The sequence below is a fragment of the Thermus hydrothermalis genome (genome assembly GCF_022760925.1).
GTDB lineage: Bacteria > Deinococcota > Deinococci > Deinococcales > Thermaceae > Thermus > Thermus hydrothermalis.
Window position 1 is genome coordinate 149,759 of record NZ_JAKTNT010000004.1, and the last position, 15,738, is coordinate 165,496.

At 68.9% G+C, this 15,738-nt stretch carries 21 protein-coding genes and 1 other RNA gene; 4 read left to right on the top strand and 18 right to left on the bottom strand.

Features of this window, described 5'->3' with window-relative positions; genetic code table 11:
- Window position 1: 1 nt before the first annotated feature.
- From L0C60_RS04040 to miaA, 3 genes are read right to left on the bottom strand one after another with little or no spacing between them, the layout of a single operon-like run.
- Window positions 2-748 (bottom strand): 3'-5' exonuclease, encoded by a 747-nt coding sequence (locus L0C60_RS04040; RefSeq protein WP_234503330.1) that lies wholly within the window; start codon window positions 746-748, stop codon window positions 2-4.
- Between the two features lies 1 nt (window position 749).
- Window positions 750-2,165: an Asp-tRNA(Asn)/Glu-tRNA(Gln) amidotransferase subunit GatA gene (gatA, locus tag L0C60_RS04045; protein ID WP_234503327.1), complete on the bottom strand. Its 1,416-nt coding sequence runs from the start codon at window positions 2,163-2,165 to the stop codon at window positions 750-752.
- Window positions 2,166-2,172: 7 nt separating this feature from the next.
- Window positions 2,173-3,081, bottom strand: a complete 909-nt coding sequence (gene miaA, locus L0C60_RS04050; protein ID WP_234503324.1) for a tRNA (adenosine(37)-N6)-dimethylallyltransferase MiaA — start codon at window positions 3,079-3,081, stop codon at window positions 2,173-2,175.
- Between the two features lie 18 nt (window positions 3,082-3,099).
- Between miaA and L0C60_RS04055 the strand changes: the two genes are divergently transcribed.
- Window positions 3,100-3,507, top strand: coding sequence for an Hsp20/alpha crystallin family protein (locus L0C60_RS04055; RefSeq protein WP_071677799.1), 408 nt, complete (start codon window positions 3,100-3,102; stop codon window positions 3,505-3,507).
- Here the strand turns inward: L0C60_RS04055 and L0C60_RS04060 are convergent.
- From L0C60_RS04060 to L0C60_RS04070, 3 genes are all read right to left on the bottom strand, one after another.
- On the bottom strand, window positions 3,501-4,079 hold the full coding sequence (locus L0C60_RS04060; protein WP_234503322.1) for a thymidine kinase: 579 nt from the start codon (window positions 4,077-4,079) through the stop codon (window positions 3,501-3,503). The two genes, L0C60_RS04055 and L0C60_RS04060, sit on opposite strands and share 7 nt — an antisense overlap.
- A 65-nt stretch (window positions 4,080-4,144) precedes the next feature.
- Window positions 4,145-4,360, bottom strand: a complete 216-nt coding sequence (gene rpmE, locus L0C60_RS04065) for a 50S ribosomal protein L31 (RefSeq protein ID WP_026234242.1) — start codon at window positions 4,358-4,360, stop codon at window positions 4,145-4,147.
- A 78-nt stretch (window positions 4,361-4,438) separates the two neighbouring features.
- Window positions 4,439-4,618, bottom strand: coding sequence for a hypothetical protein (locus L0C60_RS04070; RefSeq protein WP_234503319.1), 180 nt, complete (start codon window positions 4,616-4,618; stop codon window positions 4,439-4,441).
- Window positions 4,619-4,674: 56 nt separating this feature from the next.
- Here L0C60_RS04070 and rnpB point away from each other — a divergent pair.
- Window positions 4,675-4,950, top strand: an RNA gene (rnpB, locus tag L0C60_RS04075) — RNase P RNA component class A.
- Window positions 4,951-5,015: 65 nt separating this feature from the next.
- Here rnpB and L0C60_RS12955 read toward each other — a convergent pair.
- The 12 genes from L0C60_RS12955 to L0C60_RS04130 form a co-directional block, all read right to left on the bottom strand.
- Window positions 5,016-5,273, bottom strand: coding sequence for a phage tail assembly chaperone (locus tag L0C60_RS12955; RefSeq protein WP_418952980.1), 258 nt, complete (start codon window positions 5,271-5,273; stop codon window positions 5,016-5,018).
- 288 nt (window positions 5,274-5,561) lie between these two features.
- Window positions 5,562-6,464: a pyocin knob domain-containing protein gene (locus L0C60_RS04080; protein ID WP_234503315.1), complete on the bottom strand. Its 903-nt coding sequence runs from the start codon at window positions 6,462-6,464 to the stop codon at window positions 5,562-5,564.
- A gap of 11 nt (window positions 6,465-6,475) precedes the next feature.
- The gene (locus L0C60_RS04085) at window positions 6,476-7,126 is read right to left on the bottom strand and encodes a hypothetical protein (RefSeq protein WP_234503312.1); all 651 of its coding nucleotides are present in this window, start codon (window positions 7,124-7,126) and stop codon (window positions 6,476-6,478) included.
- Window positions 7,119-8,159, bottom strand: a complete 1,041-nt coding sequence (locus tag L0C60_RS04090) for a baseplate J/gp47 family protein (RefSeq protein WP_243092530.1) — start codon at window positions 8,157-8,159, stop codon at window positions 7,119-7,121. Before L0C60_RS04090 ends, L0C60_RS04085 begins: the two co-directional genes overlap by 8 nt.
- On the bottom strand, window positions 8,159-8,509 hold the full coding sequence (locus L0C60_RS04095) for a hypothetical protein (protein ID WP_234503305.1): 351 nt from the start codon (window positions 8,507-8,509) through the stop codon (window positions 8,159-8,161). The genes L0C60_RS04090 and L0C60_RS04095 overlap by 1 nt, the downstream gene beginning before the upstream one ends.
- Before the next feature lie 3 nt (window positions 8,510-8,512).
- The gene (locus L0C60_RS04100; RefSeq protein ID WP_234503302.1) at window positions 8,513-9,160 is read right to left on the bottom strand and encodes a phage baseplate assembly protein V; all 648 of its coding nucleotides are present in this window, start codon (window positions 9,158-9,160) and stop codon (window positions 8,513-8,515) included.
- A complete protein-coding gene (locus L0C60_RS04105; RefSeq protein ID WP_234503298.1) occupies window positions 9,157-9,825 on the bottom strand; it encodes a hypothetical protein in 669 nt (222 codons plus the stop codon). The genes L0C60_RS04100 and L0C60_RS04105 overlap by 4 nt, the downstream gene beginning before the upstream one ends.
- Window positions 9,825-10,409 carry a hypothetical protein gene (locus L0C60_RS04110; RefSeq protein WP_234503297.1) on the bottom strand — a complete coding sequence of 195 codons (585 nt, stop codon included), beginning with the start codon at window positions 10,407-10,409 and terminating at the stop codon, window positions 9,825-9,827. Before L0C60_RS04110 ends, L0C60_RS04105 begins: the two co-directional genes overlap by 1 nt.
- Complete coding sequence (locus tag L0C60_RS12775; protein WP_326491116.1) at window positions 10,409-13,231, bottom strand: phage tail tape measure protein; 2,823 nt, start codon at window positions 13,229-13,231, stop codon at window positions 10,409-10,411. Before L0C60_RS12775 ends, L0C60_RS04110 begins: the two co-directional genes overlap by 1 nt.
- On the bottom strand, window positions 13,228-13,854 hold the full coding sequence (locus L0C60_RS04120) for a M23 family metallopeptidase (protein WP_234503296.1): 627 nt from the start codon (window positions 13,852-13,854) through the stop codon (window positions 13,228-13,230). The genes L0C60_RS12775 and L0C60_RS04120 overlap by 4 nt, the downstream gene beginning before the upstream one ends.
- Window positions 13,855-13,906: 52 nt before the next feature.
- Entirely contained in the window at window positions 13,907-14,668 is a 762-nt protein-coding gene (locus L0C60_RS04125) for a hypothetical protein (RefSeq protein ID WP_234503294.1), read from the bottom strand.
- Window positions 14,655-14,831: a hypothetical protein gene (locus tag L0C60_RS04130; protein ID WP_243092531.1), complete on the bottom strand. Its 177-nt coding sequence runs from the start codon at window positions 14,829-14,831 to the stop codon at window positions 14,655-14,657. The genes L0C60_RS04125 and L0C60_RS04130 overlap by 14 nt, the downstream gene beginning before the upstream one ends.
- Before the next feature lie 224 nt (window positions 14,832-15,055).
- On the opposite strand from L0C60_RS04130, the gene L0C60_RS04135 reads away from it, so the two are divergent.
- Together L0C60_RS04135 and L0C60_RS04140 are read left to right on the top strand one after the other, a co-directional pair.
- Entirely contained in the window at window positions 15,056-15,289 is a 234-nt protein-coding gene (locus L0C60_RS04135; protein WP_234503291.1) for a helix-turn-helix domain-containing protein, read from the top strand.
- 110 nt (window positions 15,290-15,399) lie between these two features.
- Window positions 15,400-15,624: a helix-turn-helix domain-containing protein gene (locus tag L0C60_RS04140; RefSeq protein ID WP_234503289.1), complete on the top strand. Its 225-nt coding sequence runs from the start codon at window positions 15,400-15,402 to the stop codon at window positions 15,622-15,624.
- Window positions 15,625-15,738 lie beyond the last annotated feature (114 nt).

Sequence of the window (15,738 nt, forward strand, 5' to 3'; positions counted from 1 at the left end):
ATCACCTCCCAAGGTCCTCGAGGGGACGGGGGCTCCCTGAAGTGAGCATATAATACACCTCGTAGACCACGGCAAGGGTCCGCTCCACATCGCCAAGGGCCCGGTGCACCTCCCTTTTGGGGAGCTCCAGCACCTCGGAAAGGGCGTCCAGGCCGTAGCGCTTTAGCCCCTTGAAGGCGCGCCTCGCCAAGCGCACGGAGTCCACCACGGGGCCTTCCAACCGGTAGCCCATCCCCTCCAGGGCCGGGCGCAGGAAGGAGAGGTCAAAGGCGGCGTTTTGGATGACCAAGGTGGCCCCGGAAAGGAGGGGATACACCCCCTCCAAAACCGCCTCCAAAGGAGGAGCCTCCTCCAGCATCTCCGCCCGGATGCCCGTGAGGCGCTCAATGAAGGGGCTCGGCGGGCGCTCAGGCCGGACCAGGCTTTGGAAGGGGATGCGCCTTTCCCCCTCCAGGCGCACCAGGGCCACCTCAATGATCTCGTTCAAGCCGGGGGCCAGGCCCGTGGTTTCCAGGTCCAGGACCACCACCGCCTCCCCCTTGGGGGGAAAGGGATAGCGCCACTCCCATAGCCCCACCTCCTCCTCCAATACGAAGCGCCCGTCCAAGAGGGGCCGCACCACCCCCTCCACCGGGCCCCGGAGGCCCAGGGTCTCGCCCAAGGCAGGGAGGGGTAAAGGCCGGCCCGCTTCCCTGAGGGCGCGGGCCAGGCGGGTGGCCAGGCGGTAGCGCAGGAAGGGGTCCTGCATGCTACAGGGCCTCTCCCAAAGGCGTCTTCAGGAAAGCGCGGTCCGTGGCCTCTTCAAAGGCCAAGGCCACCCGCAAGAGGCCCTCGTCCTGGCCCCAAGGGGCGAGGAGCTGGAGCCCCACGGGAAGGTTCCCCTCAAACCCGGCGGGGAAGGAGAGGGCGGGTAGCCCCGAAAGGCTCGCCCCCACGGTGTAGAGGTCCTCCCGGTACATGGCGAGGGGGTCCTGCCGCCCCCCGAGGGGGAAGGCAGGGTGGGGGGTGGTGGGGAGGAGGAGGAGGTCCACCTCCTGGAAAAGGGCCCTGGCCTCCGCCTTAAGCCTCCTCCGGAAAGCCTGGGCCCGGCCGTAGTAGGCCTCGTAGTAGCCGCTCGTGAGGACGAAGGTGCCCACCAGGATGCGGCGCTTGACCTCGAGGCCAAACCGGGCCCGCGTGGCCTCCACCACGGGCCAAAGCTCCTCCCCTTCCGCCCGGTAGCCGTAGAGGGTCCCGTCGTAGCGGGCCAGGTTGGAGCTGGCCTCCGCCGGGGCCAGGATGTAATAGGCGTTGAGGGCCAAGGGCAAGGAGGGCCAGGAAACCTCTTGGATGCGAAACCCCAGGCCCCGGAACACCTCTAAGGCCTCCGCCAGCGCCCGCTCCACCCCCGGGCTGTTGCCCCCTAGCCCCTCCCGCACCACCCCGAGGCGCAAAGGGAGCAAGGGCTCCCCCAGGGCCTCTTGGAAACGGGGAGGAAGGTCCAGGCTCGTGGCGTCCAAGGGGTCTGGGCCCGCCATGGCGTCCATGAGGAGGGCCAGGTCCCGCACGGAGCGGGCCATGGGGCCAATCCCGTCCAGGCTCGAGGCGTAGGCGATCAGGCCATACCGGCTCACCCGGCCGTAGGTGGGCTTCAGGCCGTAGACGCCGCAAAAGGCCGCAGGCTGGCGCACGCTACCCCCCGTGTCCGAGCCCAGGGCCACGGGAGCCAGGTCCGCCGCCACCGCGGAGGCGCTTCCCCCGCTGGACCCTCCCGGCACCCGGCCCGGGTCAAAGGGGTTCTTGGTGGGGAAGAAGGCGGAGTGCTCCGTGGAGGAGCCCATCCCGAACTCGTCCAGGTTGGTCTTGCCCAGGACCAAGGCCCCAAGCGCCTTCAGCCGGGCCACCGCCGTGGCCTCGTAAGGAGGAACGAAGTTTTCCAAAAGCCGGCTCCCCGCCGTGGTGCGCAGGCCTCGGGTGACGATGTTGTCCTTCACCGCCACCACCACCCCGGCCAGGGGAAGGCGTGGGTCTAGGCGCTCTGCTTCCTCCCCAATGGCCTCGTTGAGGGTGAGGAAGGCGCCGAGCTTTGGGTCAAGCCGTTGGACCCGTTCCCAGTACGCCTGGACCACCTCCTTTGGGGTAAGCTCCCCCCGGGCCACCCGGGCGCGGATCTCATAGGCCAACATGCTCCCACTATAGCCCGAAGTGAAGGCCAAGCCAGTCGCGAAAGCCCGTGTAGGCCGCCTCCCCCCCACGGGGCAGGTAGGTGACGTCCCCCGGCTCGTGGCGGAACCAGGTGTACTGCCGTTTGGCGTAGGCCCTCACCGCTTGGATGTCCCGCAAAAGGGCCTCCTCCAAGGAATACTGCCCCTTCAGGTAACCCACCACCTCCTTGTAGCCGATGGCCTGAAGGGCGGTGGGGATCTCGGGATAGCGGGCGAGGAGGTTTCGGACCTCCTCCACGAGCCCGCGGGCAAACTGGGAGCGGGCCCTCTCCTCTAGCTTCGGCCAAAGCCAGGCCCGCTCCGGCCAGAGCACGAGCTTCTTGTAGCGAAAGCGCGGGGGGCGTTTGGGAAAGCAGGCAGGCGGCTTTCCGGTGCGGCGCAGGACCTCCAGGGCCCGCACGAGCCGCCTGGGGTTTTGCCCTACCCGGGCCGCATCCCGGGGGCTTGCCTGAAAAAGTTCCGCCCACAAGGGGGCAAGCCCCCGCTCCTCTAGCTCTTGCCAAAGGGCAGCCTGGACCGCAGGCTCCGGCGGCGGCAGGTCGTGAAGCCCCTCGGAAAGGGCCCGGATGTAGTAGCCCGTTCCCCCCACCACCAGGGGCAGGCGGCCCCGGGCGAGCACGTCCCCAATGGCCGCCTCCGCCATCTCCACGAAACGGGCCACGCTCATGGCCTCGGAGGGCTCGAGCACGTCCACCAGGTGGTGGGGCACCCTTTGCCGCTCCTCTGGGCTTGGCTTATCCGTCCCGATGTCCAGGCCCCGGTAGACCATGGTGGCGTCGGCGGAGATGACCTCGAGGGGCACCTCCTCCCCCAGGCGCAAGGCGAGGAGGGTCTTGCCGCTTCCCGTGGGACCCGCCAGCACCGGCACCGCTTCCACATCCCTTATGCTAAGGGCATGCTGGAGCGCCTGGACCGCCTGGAAACCCTGCGCAAGCTAAAGGAGCTGCAAGAGCGCATCGCCGAGCTGGCCTACCAGCTCACCGGCGAGGAGCCCGCCGCCTGGACCCCCCGGGTGGACCTCCTGGAGGACGAGGACCACTACGTCCTCCTGGTGGACCTCCCCGGGGTGCGCCCCGAGGACCTGGAGCTTTTGGAAGAGGGAAGCCGCATCACCCTGGCTGGGGTGCGCCACCCCCTTCCCGGAACCTACTTGCTGGAGGAAAGGCCCATGGGCACCTTCCGCCGCACCCTGGACCTCCCCGGCCCCATTGAGGAGGGCACCGCCCAGGCCAGCCTCCGCCAGGGGGTATTGGAGGTGCGCTTTAGGAAAAAGAAGGGAACGCCCTTACCCTTAGCTCAGTAAGCCACCTCGTGGCAGGCCCGGCACCGGGGTTCGTAGTGCTCCTTGGCCCCCACCAGGATCACGGGGTCGCTGTAACGGGCGGGCCTCCCGTCCACCAGGCGCTGGGTCCGGGTAGCAGGGGCCCCGCAACGGGGGCAGATGGCGGTGAGCTTCTCCACGAACTCCGCCCGGGCGAGCAGCTCGGGCATGATGCCAAAAGGCTCTCCTCGGAAGTCCAGGTCTAACCCGGCGGCGATGACCCTCACCCCCGCCTGGGCCAGCCGCTCCGCCAGGTCCAGGAAGCCCCGGTCCAGGAACTGCACCTCGTCCACCGCCACCACCTGGGGCAAGGGGGCAAGGTGGGCCTCCATCTCCGCCGCACGCTCCACGGGGATGGCTTCCACCCTTTCCCCGTCGTGGCTCACCACGTGGCTTGCGTGGTAGCGGTCGTCCAGCCTCGGCTTAAAGACCAAAACCCTCTGCCTGGCGATAAGGGCCCGCCGCACCCTACGGATGAGCTCCTCGCTCTTTCCGGAGAACATGGGCCCGGCGATGACCTCAATCCACCCTTGACGGTGCAGTACGGGGGGCATCCTTTCCTCCAGGGGGCATTTTAAAAAGAACCGGGGGCCGAAGCCCCCGGCCCGGCCCTTTACCGCTAGCGCCCCTTGCGGTAGGAGTCGCCGAAGCGGCGCTGGAAGCGCTCCACCCGCCCCTCGGTGTCCACGAACCTCTGCTGGCCCGTGTAGAAGGGGTGGCACTTGCTGCACACTTCCACGTGGATCTCGGGTTTGGTGGAGTAGGTATGGATCACGTTGCCGCACCCGCAGATGATGCGGGCAGGAACCAGCTTGGGATGAATGCCCTCTTTCACGCTCGCCTCCTCCCGCACGGTCTTGGCCGTGCGAAAACCGCTTCCTAGTTTAGGGCCCATAAGCCCTTAAGGCAAGGCCTAGCGGGGCGGGGGCAAGCGGCGCCAGCGGGGACCCGATAGCCGCTTAAGGGCCAAGTAGGCGGCGCCCCCAAGCAGGAAAAGCACGCCCAAAAACCATAGGGTGGCCAAAACCCCAAGGCCCACCAAGCTCAGGAAGAGGAGCAGGAAGGGCACATACCAGGGCAGACGCAGGCCCACCCCTTCACCTTACCAGAAAGAACCGCTAAACTAAAGGATGCCCCGGGATAGGGGTGCGGTCGCGCTCAAGGGGCCAAACCCCCTTGGGTGAGGAAAGTCCGGGCACCATAGGGCAGGGTGCCAGCTAACGGCTGGGCGGGGTAACCCGACGGAAAGTGCCACAGAGAAGAGACCGCCAGCGGCCGGGCCCAAGGCCCGGTGCGGGCAAGGGTGAAACGGTGGGGTAAGAGCCCACCGCCTGGCCTGGTAACAGGCTGGGGCACGGCAAACCCCACTGTCATGCGTCGCATTCAGAGGACAATTTTTGATCACGTTTTTAGATAGTTTGACTGAGTTCAGTCAAGTTCCGAGGCAGTAATGTGAGTCTTTATGCACACTTTATATGAGTCCCTATGGGCTAACTGGATTGTTCGTTAGTTGGCAACTGAGGCCAGGGTATCTCTCCAGCTAACACCTGCTCGTCCGTGAGTTGGCCCGGCAGGTCCCGGAGGGCCTGGCGGTAGGCCGCCCATTCCGGCGGCACGGGCTCACCGCGTTCGTAGGCCCTAGCCACCACCCAGTCGCTTGCTGCCAACCTCCGGTCACGTTCTGCTCGAAAGGCCGCCCATGCCTCGTGTAGGCGGTCAGCCAGTGTACGAACCCTAAGCCTAGCCATCTAGGACCTCCTCTAGTACGTCGGGTTCTGGGCCCTCGTACCAGCGCAGCAAGCGCACGTGCAGTGTATGATCGTCGTCTACCCACACGGAGATGAGCGGAGAAAAGGACATCACCTCTGGCTCTACCCCGATCACCGTATCCCCGGGACTCAGCCCACTTAGGTCGTAAACCTCTTCCAAAACCTCCTCACCGCGTTGCAAGCGGGCAGTCAGGACCCGTGCTGCCCACGAGTACGTCAACGTGTGCCCAGGCAAAGCGACCTGGGGTATGTACACTACGTGGATCATCAGAGCCACCTCCCGATGGCCATGAGGTGATACCGGATGGCGCCCGTGAACAGAGCGGCGGTATTCGTGTTGTTGTAAGGGTATATGGAGGCGGAGGTTGTGTTGCTGGTCGCCAGGAGCATCTTGCCCGACCAGTTTTCGTTCCCACCAATCACGCTGGCCGTCGCGAGTATGGTTGGTGCCGCGGAGAAGGCCGCCGGGAATACCCATGTGTATATACCCCCGTCGGCGTCATCCACGGAGAACCACGCAACCTGCGTCCCGTCCCCGAAACGCGCAAAGCGCCCGTTCGTGTTTTGGCCGTACTGGACGCCCAGCCGCACCCAACCAGACCACCACCCACCCCATACCCACCGCTGTCGCACGTAGATAAAGGGGTCAATCCCGCTATCGTGGGGTACGTATATCTGCGCTACTGCGTCCTGGCCCCCTCTGGCGACGATGAGTACCCCATGCCGGTACGCCGCGGGGGGTGGGTTCGCACCGCCCGTGCCCGCATCCGTCACCCGGTAAACCCCGTGGGTGCCTAGGGTATTCCAATCCACCCCGTTGAAGCCCACCTCGCCGTCAACGGACACCGGGACATGAGTCCCCAGGCTGACCCTCCCCAGGCCGCTCGTCCCCAGAGCGACCACTAGCCCGCCCACGACCGGGGTGAGGGCGGGGAGGGAGGAGGGGTTCTCTAGCCGCGCCACGCGGTTGTGGACCCCGGCGAGGGTGTCCGGTGGGGTGGCGTCCCACGCCACCCCCAGGATATCCGCGATGCGGTTCTTCAGGCGCTCGGTCCGGTTGAGCAGGCGTTGGAACAAGGTCTCTAACGGCCCGATGTTGCGCGGTTCGCCAGGGAGGGGTACCTGAAACTCGTCTTCCCACCGGTTCTGCGGTGTCAGGTTCTTAGGCATGGTCTACCTCCTTAAAGGATTTGAATGGCATCTGGACTCCACACTCCGCCATCGTCCCAGGCGGCCCCGTCATCCCAGGCATCGTAGGGTGAGGGCGTGTAGTACAGGCCGCAAAGCTTGGCATGGGCCGGCTTAAGCTCCCTGATGAGGTTCGGGATACGCCTAAGCTCGGTGGCTCCGAGCGTATAGTCCCAAGGCGTCCCATCGTCCCATGACCCCGCCCCGTCGTCCCACCAGTCCGAGATGTAGGCGGTTACCTCCGGCCAGAGCCACACGCTGAACTCCGCCCATAGGGTAGGGTCGTCCAGGTAGTGCTCCCGCACGTGCGCACGGTAGCCGGCAACCAGGAGGCCTTGCTGGACTCCCGAGAGGGTACCCGCGAGGAGCCAGAATGTACGGGCGTGAACTACTCGCGCCCGGAACGCCTCTGGCTGTTCACCAGCCAACGTAGGGATCAGCCGGGCCTTGGCATGTTCTGCCAAGGCCTCCTCTGAGGCTTGGTGGGGGAAGGCCTCCCGCAGGAGGGCGAAAAGCTCCTCCAGAAGCCGCCCCTCCACCCCCCCCAACATTCGGACCATCCCATCCGCCGCCCCTCCCTCCCGGGGGTAGCGCCCGGGAGGGAGGAGGGAGAGGAGGTGGCGGTAGGCGGCTTCTTTAAGCATTCACCGCCTCCACGGCCACGGACCCGGGGACGATGAGCTCGTCCTGGGCCACGGAGACGCTCCCAGCGGGCGAGAGGAGCTCCACCGCCCTCAGGCCCCCGTAGCCGTGCAGGGTGTCCATGAGCCTCGAGGGCCAAAACGCCTCGCCAATGCCCAGGCTGTGGAGGAAGGCGGACGCCCGCCCCGCCCACACCTCGGGGGCCGGGGCCCCGGGCTCCAGGTAGAGGCGGAGGGCCAGGTCCAAGGTCCTTGCCCTCGGCCCCCGCACCAGGGCGTTCACCGTGAGGGGACGTCGGGCGTCCACCACGGCCTGCACCCGGGCGATGAGCTCCGCCGAGGGCAGGCCCTGGGCCGGGGCGATGACCACGTCCACGGTCCCCTGGCCCCGGGGGTGGTCATCCAGGACGACCACCTTGCGCACCTCGGGGTCCTCGAGGGCCCAGCTCATGTAGGCGTGGTACGTGCTCCCCAGGCCCAGGGCGGGCCAAGAGAGGAGGCACCGGGCCCGCAGCTCCTCGTCCGTCTCCCGGTCCAGCCCCGGCTCCTCCACGGCGAGGACCTGGAGGTGCTCTACCCCAGGGACCACGGTCACGGGGTACAGGCGGGTCCCCTCGGGAAGGTTGTAACGGGCCCCCACCCCCTCGGAGGTGAGGACCACCTCCGCCCCGGGGGCGAAGGGGCCCTCCACCCGGTACCGCAGGTCGTCTAGGCCCACCAGGGCCCCGGGGGGGAAGGTGCCCGCGCCGCTCGCCTCCACCCGCGCCCGCAGGCGGGCGGGCCGGGCAACCTTGCGCGCCAGGCCGAGCCCTCGGGCGTGCTCGTCCAGCCACTCCCCCGTGGCCGTGGTGACGAAGAGCTGGGGCAGGAGGGCCCGGAGGGTGGCCCGCACGTCCAGGCCCACCTGGGCGGCCAGGCGCAGGTAGGTGCCGAAGGCGCTAAACGCGTCCGGGTTGCGAACGGGGAAATTGCTCGGCAGATAGCCGAGGAGCTCCTCCGTGACCTCCTCCAGGGTAGGGACGGGGATATCCGGCATCAGGCCCTCCTTAGCTCAGGCAGGAGCACGAGCGTCCCCTCCTCCAGGGTGAGGACGAGGCGCAGGCGGTCCCCCTGCCACTCCGAGGCCGCCTCCCGCACCCGGGCGTCCTCCAGGCAGGTTCGCTCCGCCTCCTGCTGGGCTTCCACGCGGGTGAGCTCGTCCGCGGCGGCCTGCACGAAGTCCAGCAGGTCGCTCCCCTCCGCGGGGAAGGCCCAGTGGCTTCCCCGGGGAGAGACGAGGCGGGCCAAGAGGTCCTGCCGCACCACCGCGAGCCCCTCCACCAGGACCGCATCGCCCCGGGGCGAAAAACGGAAGTCGCCATCCTCCCAAAGCCAATCCCGGTACATCCCTCACCCCGAGAACACCTTGCCCGAGCCCCCGACGATGACCCCGATGGAGGCCCCCACCTGCACGGGGTCCCCCACCCGGGCCACGGCGGGGCCTCCCCCCGCCAGCTCCACCCGGGGGGCGTCCACGCGCACCACCGCCGTGCCCCGGAGCTCCGCCGTGCCGTCCGGCTTCAGGCGCAACACCACCCCGGGGGCCGCCTGGGCCTCCACCCCCCCGTCCGCCTTCAGCCTCACCCAGGTGTCGGGGTCCTTCTGCAGGAGGTACTCCCCCTCCTCCACCTGGGGGACCGCCTGGCCTTCGGGGAGGATCCCGTCCACATAGGGATAGGCGGGGTCCCCGTCGTAGTAGGCCACCCGCACCACGCTCCCCACGGCGGGCAGGGCGAAGACCCCCCGCCCGGGGCCGGCCCACGGCACGTCCAGGGGGACGTCCCGCAGGACGGGGCGCCTGGGATCGGGCCGGCCGTCGGGGGTGAGGGGCTCCAGGTCCACGCTGTAGCGCACGCTCCCCGGGGGCCCGGCCACCCCCGCCTCGGAGCGCACCCGCAGAACCCTGGCCTTGTGGGGCAGGTGGGTGCGGTGGGCGAGCTCCGGCCACAGGCTCTCCACGATGCGGCGCAGGGCGTGCTTGAGGGTTTCGCTCCTCATACCAGGTACACCTCGTGGTACGAACCCTTTGGGGCGAGGACCAGGCGGTGCTCCACCACCCTCCCCTCCCCCTCGGGCCAGCGCACCCGGTGGAGGAGGCGGAGGCGAGGGAGGGGGGCGATCTTGAGGTAGGTCCGCCCGCCCAGGTCCCGCGCCACCGCCACCTCCTGCTCCCGCAAGACGTGCAGCACGCCGTAGTGGGGGCTCCGGGAGGCGGGCCCCACGTAGAGCACGCCCCCATCCAGCTCGTGGGCCACCGCCCCGGCGCCCCAGGGGGATAGGATCCGCTCCACCGCCTGGTAGGCGGGGAGGCGGGGCAGGGCGTAGTGCCGGCGCTGGGGGGCCTGCAGGTCCACCTGGATCTTTGCCCCCACCTGGCCGGCGATCCAGCGGAGGAGGGTGGCGGCGTCCACGTCCTGGAAGCCCATCGGCCCCACCTCCTTTCGCCAGGCGGGAAGCCCCCAGCAGACCCGTTCCAGGGGGCTTGGGGAGGCGGTCGCCACCCCCAGGAAGAGGAGACCCTCCAGCTCCACGGAAACCTCGCCGCCCACGGGGGCCTCCACCCCCTCCAGGAGGCAGGTGCGCCAGGGGACGAAGAGGCCTTCCCACAGCTCCACCCGGGAGGGGACCCCGTAGGGGGTCTTGGGCTGGGGCAGGTGAACCATTACCGGCCTCCTCCGAGGGCCAGGGCGGACTGGCGCCCGTCCACGAAGCCCTGGACGAACGCGGGCGGCTTGGGGGGCGTGGGGGGGTTGCGCTGCGCCTGGGCGCTCCCCTTGGGAGGGCCGGCCACGGGCCCCCTTTGCACGGCCGCCTGGAGGGCGGCTTCTTCCCGGGCGTTTCCCTCCTTGAGGGCCTCCCGGGGCTCCGTCTGGGTGAGCTCCAGCACGGCGTAGAGGCCGTCCTCCCCGCCCTCCTCCCGGGTGGTGAGCCGGGCGAACAGGGCCTTCTCTATCCCCCGGGCCGCCAGGTGGGGGTGGACCACCCGCAGGGGCTCGGTCTTGCTCTTGGCGAACTTGGCCTGAAGCCGCTTTACCTCCGCCAGAGGGTCGCCCCCCACGAGGCGGAGGAGAATGCGCACCCGGTGGTCGCGGTAGCCCCTGAGCACGTGGATGTCCGCCGCTTTCCCCTCCCGGGGCAGGCTCTCCACGGCGTTCTCCCCTTCCACCTCCACCGAAACCACGATCCCGGGCATCTCCTCCCCGTCCAGACGCAGGCGGTCGCCGGTGGCGAAGCGCAAGTAGGGCATCAGGCCTCCTCCAGGTAGGGGAGCATGAGGCGCTTGAGCGCCTCCAGGAACCCCTCGGGATCCTGGACCGAGGGGAGCTCAATGCGCTCAATGCGCACCACCTGGACCACCCTCCCTTCCCGGGGGGACGCCGGGGCGGAGGCCCCAGGGGCCTGGGCGGGGGAAGCCGCAAGGGTGGGGGGCTGGAGGGCGGGGGCGCCCTCGAGGCCCAGGCGCAAGGCGGGGAGTTCGGGCAGGCGAGGAGCGGGCACCTCCACCTGGGGCAGGGAAATCAGGGACTGGGCCGCCCGATGCACCGCGGGGGCCATGCCCTGCAGACCCACCGCCATCCCCAGGGCGGTCATGGCCCCCAACTGGGCGAAAACCCGAGAGGGCGAGCGGATGCCCAGAAGGCGCTTGAGGGTGGCGAGGGCGCTCTGGCCGATCCCCTTCACGGCGTTCACCGGGGCCAGCGCCAAGCTCCGGATCCCCTCGGCGAGCCCTTGCACGATGGCCCGGCCCGCCTCAGCGAAGGGAGCGGCGAGGGAACGCACCCATCCCAGGGCCTGGGAAAGGGAGCCCCGCACCGCCTCCCACACCACCCCCGCCAGCCGCAGGGGCGCGGAAAGGAGGGAAACCAGGGAACCCCACGCCTCGCGTGCCCACCCCAGGGCCTGGGAAAGGTCGCCTCGGAGGAGGGCGGAAATGGCCTGAACGACAGAGGCCACCACCGCCCGCAAGGAGCCAAAGACGGCTTGGGCCAGGCCCACGAGCCCCTGCCAGGCCCTCCCCACCGCTTCGCCCAAAGCTGCCAGGGCGGGGAAGCGCCGGCTGGCCACGTCCCACAGGCGCTCTAGGGCGGCGATAGCCAGGTCCACCACCACCCCCGCCACCCGGATGGGCACCGACAGCACAGCCCGGATGCCCTCCCACACCCGGAGAGCCCCCAGGCGGGCCCGGTCCAGGTCCAGGGTGAAGAGGCCCACCAGAACGTCCACCGCTCCCCGCACCACCCTCACGGCCCCGGCCAGCCCCTCCCCGAGGATGGGGGCGAGGCGGCGGGCCAGGAGCTCCACGAGGCCTACCATGAAGCCCAACCCGAAGGCCACGTGGTAGAGGACCCGGTCTAGGGCCTGCGGGATAGCCGCCAAGGAGGCCCGCACCGCGCCCGCCACCGGGCGGAACGCCTCGGCCAAGGCGGCGCCCACGCCCCGAAGCTCCGCCACCACGGGAGCGAAGGCGCCACGGATGACGCCCAGAGTGCCCATGACGCCCTCCCGGAACTGGGCGCTGGCCTGCCAGGCCCGCCAGAAGGCCCAGGCCAGACCCGCCAGCAGGGTGGCCATCAGGCCGATGGGGTTCAGGAGGATGGCCCTCCCCAGGAGGAGTACCCCCCGCCCGGCGGCGATGGCCCCCCGCTCCAAAGCCAGGAGCCCGGCCCGGGCGGCGGCCAAAGGCCCACCCATCCCCGCCACCTGGGCCCGCAACAGGGCCAGCCCCAGGCCGAAGAGGCGGGCTTGGCGGCTGGCGCCCACGAGGGCTCCTTGGAGGGCCAAGAGGCCCATCCGGGCGTTGGCCAGGGCGAAGCCCAAGGCCCCGAGGCCCGCCACCAAAAGCCCGCCCACGACCAGGAGCCCGCCCAACCCAGCGCCCACGGCCACCACCGCCACCCGTAGGGCGGGGAAGCGGTCCAAGAGGTCCGCCGCCCGGTTGGCGAGGGCGGCGAGGCGCTCCACCACGGGCTTCACCACGGGGATGAGGGCGTTCCCCAGGGTGATCCAGATGCGCTCCAGGGCGTTCCTGAGGAGGATGAGCTGGTTGCGCAGGGTGGCGGAGCGGTTTTGGAACTCGGCCATGACGCTACCGGCGTAGCCCGCCGGGCTCGCCACCAAGCCGAAGGCCCGCCGGAGGACGTCCAGGGAGCCCACCAACTTGGCGATATCGTCCGCGTACTCCATGCCGAAGAGGTCCGAGAGGACGGCGAGCTGGTCAGGGACCGCCCTGAGCCGGCCCAAGAAGTCCAGGATGGCCCCGGTGGCGTCCCGCTTGAGGGCGGCTTGTAGCGCAGTGGCGGAAAGCCCGAGCCGGGCCAAGGCCTCTTGGAAGGCCTTGGGCTGGGCCGGGGCCGTGGCCAGGCGCTGGAAGAGGGCGTTGAGCCCCGTGGCCGCCACCTCGGGGGCAGTGCCCAGGGCCAGGAGGCTGGCGGAGAAGGCCGCCACCTGCTGGCCTGTGAGGCCGATGAGCTTCCCCGTGCTCCCCACGCGGCGGACCACCTCCAGGATCTCGGGGGCGGTGGCCGCCAGGTTGTTGGACAGGGTATTGATGGCGTCGGCCACCCGCATGACGCCCTCTTGGGAGACCCCCAAGATGTTCCGGAGCTTGGCCAGGGCGTCCCCCGCGGCGCCCGCGGAAATGCCGAAGGCGACCCCCACCCGGGCGGCGTCCTGGGTGAAGCGGGTGAGCTCGGCGATGGGGATGCCCGCCTGCCCGGCGGCGGCGGCGATCTCCGTGAGCTCGCGAGCGGTCATGGGGATGACCCGGGTCAGGCCGAGGAGCTCCCGTTGCAGGGCCGCCAGGGCCGGGGCCGGGGCGTCCACCACCTTGCGCACGTCGGCGAAGGCGTCCTCAAAATCCATCGCCGCCCGGGTGGCGAGGACGAGGGGGGTGGCCAGGGCGGCCCCGGCTCCCGCCACGCTGAGCCCCGCCCCCATGCGCTGGAGGGCGAGGTCCGCCCGGTGGGTGAGCTCCTCCACCCGGCGCAGGCTCTCCCCTACCCGGCCCAGGGGCCCCGTCATGCGGTCCACGAGCTCCATGAGGACTTGGAGGCGGAAGAAGGCGTTCACAGCTTCCTCACGGCGATTTGCGCCAGGTCAGGGCGCTCCAGGTTCAGCACCACCGGGCCGAGCTCCTGCCGGGTGGGGTTGAAGAGGACGCCCACCCGGTAGTAGCGCCGCGCGGGGGCGTAGTTCTCCTTGATGAAGGCTACCGGGTCAAGGTAGTGGGCCTGGATGTAGCCCCGGTCCATGCCCGGCCAGGCGTCGGGGGGGATGGGGGACCGGCGCACCTCCACGTGCAGGTGGGCCAGGAAGGGGCGGGCGGGATCGCCCTTGCCCACGCTCCCCACAGGCTCGCCCGCCATGACCCAGTCCCCCTCGCGGACGGTCATGAAGAGAAGGTGGGCGTACTGCGTGTAAAAGCGCCCCAGGCCCGGCAGGTCGTGCTCCAAGAGCACGATGTTCCCCCAGACCCGGTGGGGCCTGGCGTGCCGAACCACCCCCTCGGCGATGGCCACCACCGGGTAGCCCAAGTCCCCGTCCCCCGAGGTGCCCTTCAGGTTTAGATCGGCCCCGGGGTGCTCGGCGGGGGGAAGCCCCGCGTTCCGGCGCCAGGTGGGGTAGGCGGGGTCCAGGAAACCCGCGTCCACACGCACTTTGTCGGGTTCGGGAAAGGGCCAGATGAGGCGCATAAGGGTTTGCCCCCCGGTTGCCCGGGGGGCAGTTTGGCACCTTAGCCCAAGTTTACGCCAGAGCTTGGGGCTTGTCCAGTAGCCGGCGGGCGATCTCCCCCAGGAGCCTAGCCTGTTCCATGAGGAGCCGGGCCAGGTCGGTTTCCGAGGCCCGCTCCTTCTCGGGCGCCTTCTCCTGTGCCCTCAAAGGCTTCTTCTTGGCCCGCTTCGTCGGGTAGGGGCTCTTGCGCAGGTGGAAGACCCCTAGGCGGCGAGCCCAGCGGCCCAGCGTGGTCTTGGGTACCCCGGTGGCCCGCTCAATGGCCCCGTACGAGAGCAAGGAGCCGTCTGGAGCGCGCACCTCACCGGTGAGCATGCGCACGGCCAGAGCCCGGTCTCCCCTGCCCTGCCCCACTGGGAAAAGAGGCGGCTGGGCGGGGGCTGGGGCCGCCCCTTCAAAGAGGAGCCTGTCCAGGGTCTCAAAGGCCCAGCGCTGGAAGGCGATCACCCTCTGCCGCTTGGCGGGATCCTGGATGCGGGAGGCGGAGAGTTTGACCAAGACCCCAAGGACGCCCGGGCGTTGGAGGAAGGCCGTTTTGTGGGGCACTCCGTCCCGGAGGATCGTTACGATACTCTGGTAGGAAGCGAGAACGGGATCCCGCTTGACAATGCCCCTCAAAGGCCCCAGATCGTAGCCAACCGCCTCCGCCAACCGCGCCAGGGGCACCGCCACCTCCGTCCGCCCCCCCACGTCCAGCCAGGCCACGGGCAGGTGGGTGCCGGCGGGGGCCTCGAGGTCCCGCATCCGGATGATTTTGGCCTCAGGCGTCGTCATCGTCCTCCTCCAGAGCGCTTGCTAGGAGCACGGAGAGGGGCAGGGGGCCGTCCAGCAGGCCGGCGAGGTACACCTCCCGCACCGCCTCAACAAAAGCGGGCCAGTCATCCTGACGGGCCGCGTCCCAGATGGCCTCCAGATATGGGGCCAGCCGGTTGAACAAAATCCCCTGACCCGGAGAAAGGGTCAACCCGGGGGTGGTCCTAAAGGCCGCTATTATCGCCGCGAAACTTGTGGTACGATGCATAAGCACCTCCACTACCTCCACTACCTCCAGTACCTCCGGTGCCCTAGGGGCTTGCTTGGTAGGGGGGCCCCTAGGTGCCCTTAGGGTAGCATAGTTGCGACTATCAGTCAATAGGGCTATATATCTGCTACTATTGAGGCATGCCACGGGTGCGCTTCAAACTGAAGGAGGTCCTTGAACAGGAGGGGTTGAGCGCCTACCGCCTGGAGAGGCTTCTTGGCGACCGGATTAGCCGGGCCACGGTATACCGGTGGGTACGAAGTGCCCCGGCACGCCCCGACCTCGAGGCCCTCGCCTGGGTCATCTGGGGGCTACGCAAGCTCACGGGAAAACCCTATGACGTCTGTGACCTTTTGGAATACGAGGAAGAATAAGCCTCCTTGCCAGGGATGCGTGTTGGGGCCAACCTTCTTGGGCTTTGTCTATAGGAGGTCAAGACCTTTGTCTTTTCAGATGGTCAGATGAATTGGTATATGCTTCACGCATGATTAGGTACCGGGTCCGCATCAAAGAGCTCGCAGACGCCAATGGCATCACCCTATACCGCATCGCGCGGACTAGTGGCCTATTGACGAACACCGTGTACAACGCAGCGGAAGGACGCCATCAGCCCACCCTAGAAACCCTGGCCAAGATCCACGGCGCCCTCGAGGTCCTCCTCGGGCGCCGGGTGGAGCTGGATGAGTTGATTGAGGTGATTCGGGAGTAAACTCAAAGTCATGCAAAAGGCACCCTGGATCCTGGTCTTGGCGGGTACGCTTATCGGCACGTGTACTGCGGCCCTAAATTTGGACCACCTTACCGGTCAGTTTAGTCAGGGCTC

Bases quoted from the DNA above. Each gene is read 5' to 3' on its own strand.
- L0C60_RS04100 (WP_234503302.1), bottom strand. From the start codon at position 9,160: ATGAGGAGCGAAACCCTCAAGCACGCCCTGCGCCGCATCGTGGAGAGC.
- L0C60_RS04090 (WP_243092530.1), bottom strand. From the start codon at position 8,159: ATGCCGGATATCCCCGTCCCTACCCTGGAGGAGGTCACGGAGGAGCTC.
- gatA (WP_234503327.1), bottom strand. From the start codon at position 2,165: ATGTTGGCCTATGAGATCCGCGCCCGGGTGGCCCGGGGGGAGCTTACC.
- L0C60_RS04080 (WP_234503315.1), bottom strand. From the start codon at position 6,464: ATGCCTAAGAACCTGACACCGCAGAACCGGTGGGAAGACGAGTTTCAG.
- L0C60_RS04135 (WP_234503291.1), top strand. From the start codon at position 15,056: ATGCCACGGGTGCGCTTCAAACTGAAGGAGGTCCTTGAACAGGAGGGG.
- L0C60_RS04040 (WP_234503330.1), bottom strand. From the start codon at position 748: ATGCAGGACCCCTTCCTGCGCTACCGCCTGGCCACCCGCCTGGCCCGC.
- L0C60_RS04125 (WP_234503294.1), bottom strand. From the start codon at position 14,668: ATGACGACGCCTGAGGCCAAAATCATCCGGATGCGGGACCTCGAGGCC.
- L0C60_RS04120 (WP_234503296.1), bottom strand. From the start codon at position 13,854: ATGCGCCTCATCTGGCCCTTTCCCGAACCCGACAAAGTGCGTGTGGAC.
- L0C60_RS04085 (WP_234503312.1), bottom strand. From the start codon at position 7,126: ATGCTTAAAGAAGCCGCCTACCGCCACCTCCTCTCCCTCCTCCCTCCC.
- L0C60_RS04110 (WP_234503297.1), bottom strand. From the start codon at position 10,409: ATGCCCTACTTGCGCTTCGCCACCGGCGACCGCCTGCGTCTGGACGGG.
- L0C60_RS04105 (WP_234503298.1), bottom strand. From the start codon at position 9,825: ATGGTTCACCTGCCCCAGCCCAAGACCCCCTACGGGGTCCCCTCCCGG.
- L0C60_RS04055 (WP_071677799.1), top strand. From the start codon at position 3,100: ATGCTGGAGCGCCTGGACCGCCTGGAAACCCTGCGCAAGCTAAAGGAG.
- L0C60_RS04060 (WP_234503322.1), bottom strand. From the start codon at position 4,079: ATGCCCCCCGTACTGCACCGTCAAGGGTGGATTGAGGTCATCGCCGGG.
- L0C60_RS12955 (WP_418952980.1), bottom strand. From the start codon at position 5,273: ATGGCTAGGCTTAGGGTTCGTACACTGGCTGACCGCCTACACGAGGCA.
- L0C60_RS04140 (WP_234503289.1), top strand. From the start codon at position 15,400: ATGATTAGGTACCGGGTCCGCATCAAAGAGCTCGCAGACGCCAATGGC.
- L0C60_RS04095 (WP_234503305.1), bottom strand. From the start codon at position 8,509: ATGTACCGGGATTGGCTTTGGGAGGATGGCGACTTCCGTTTTTCGCCC.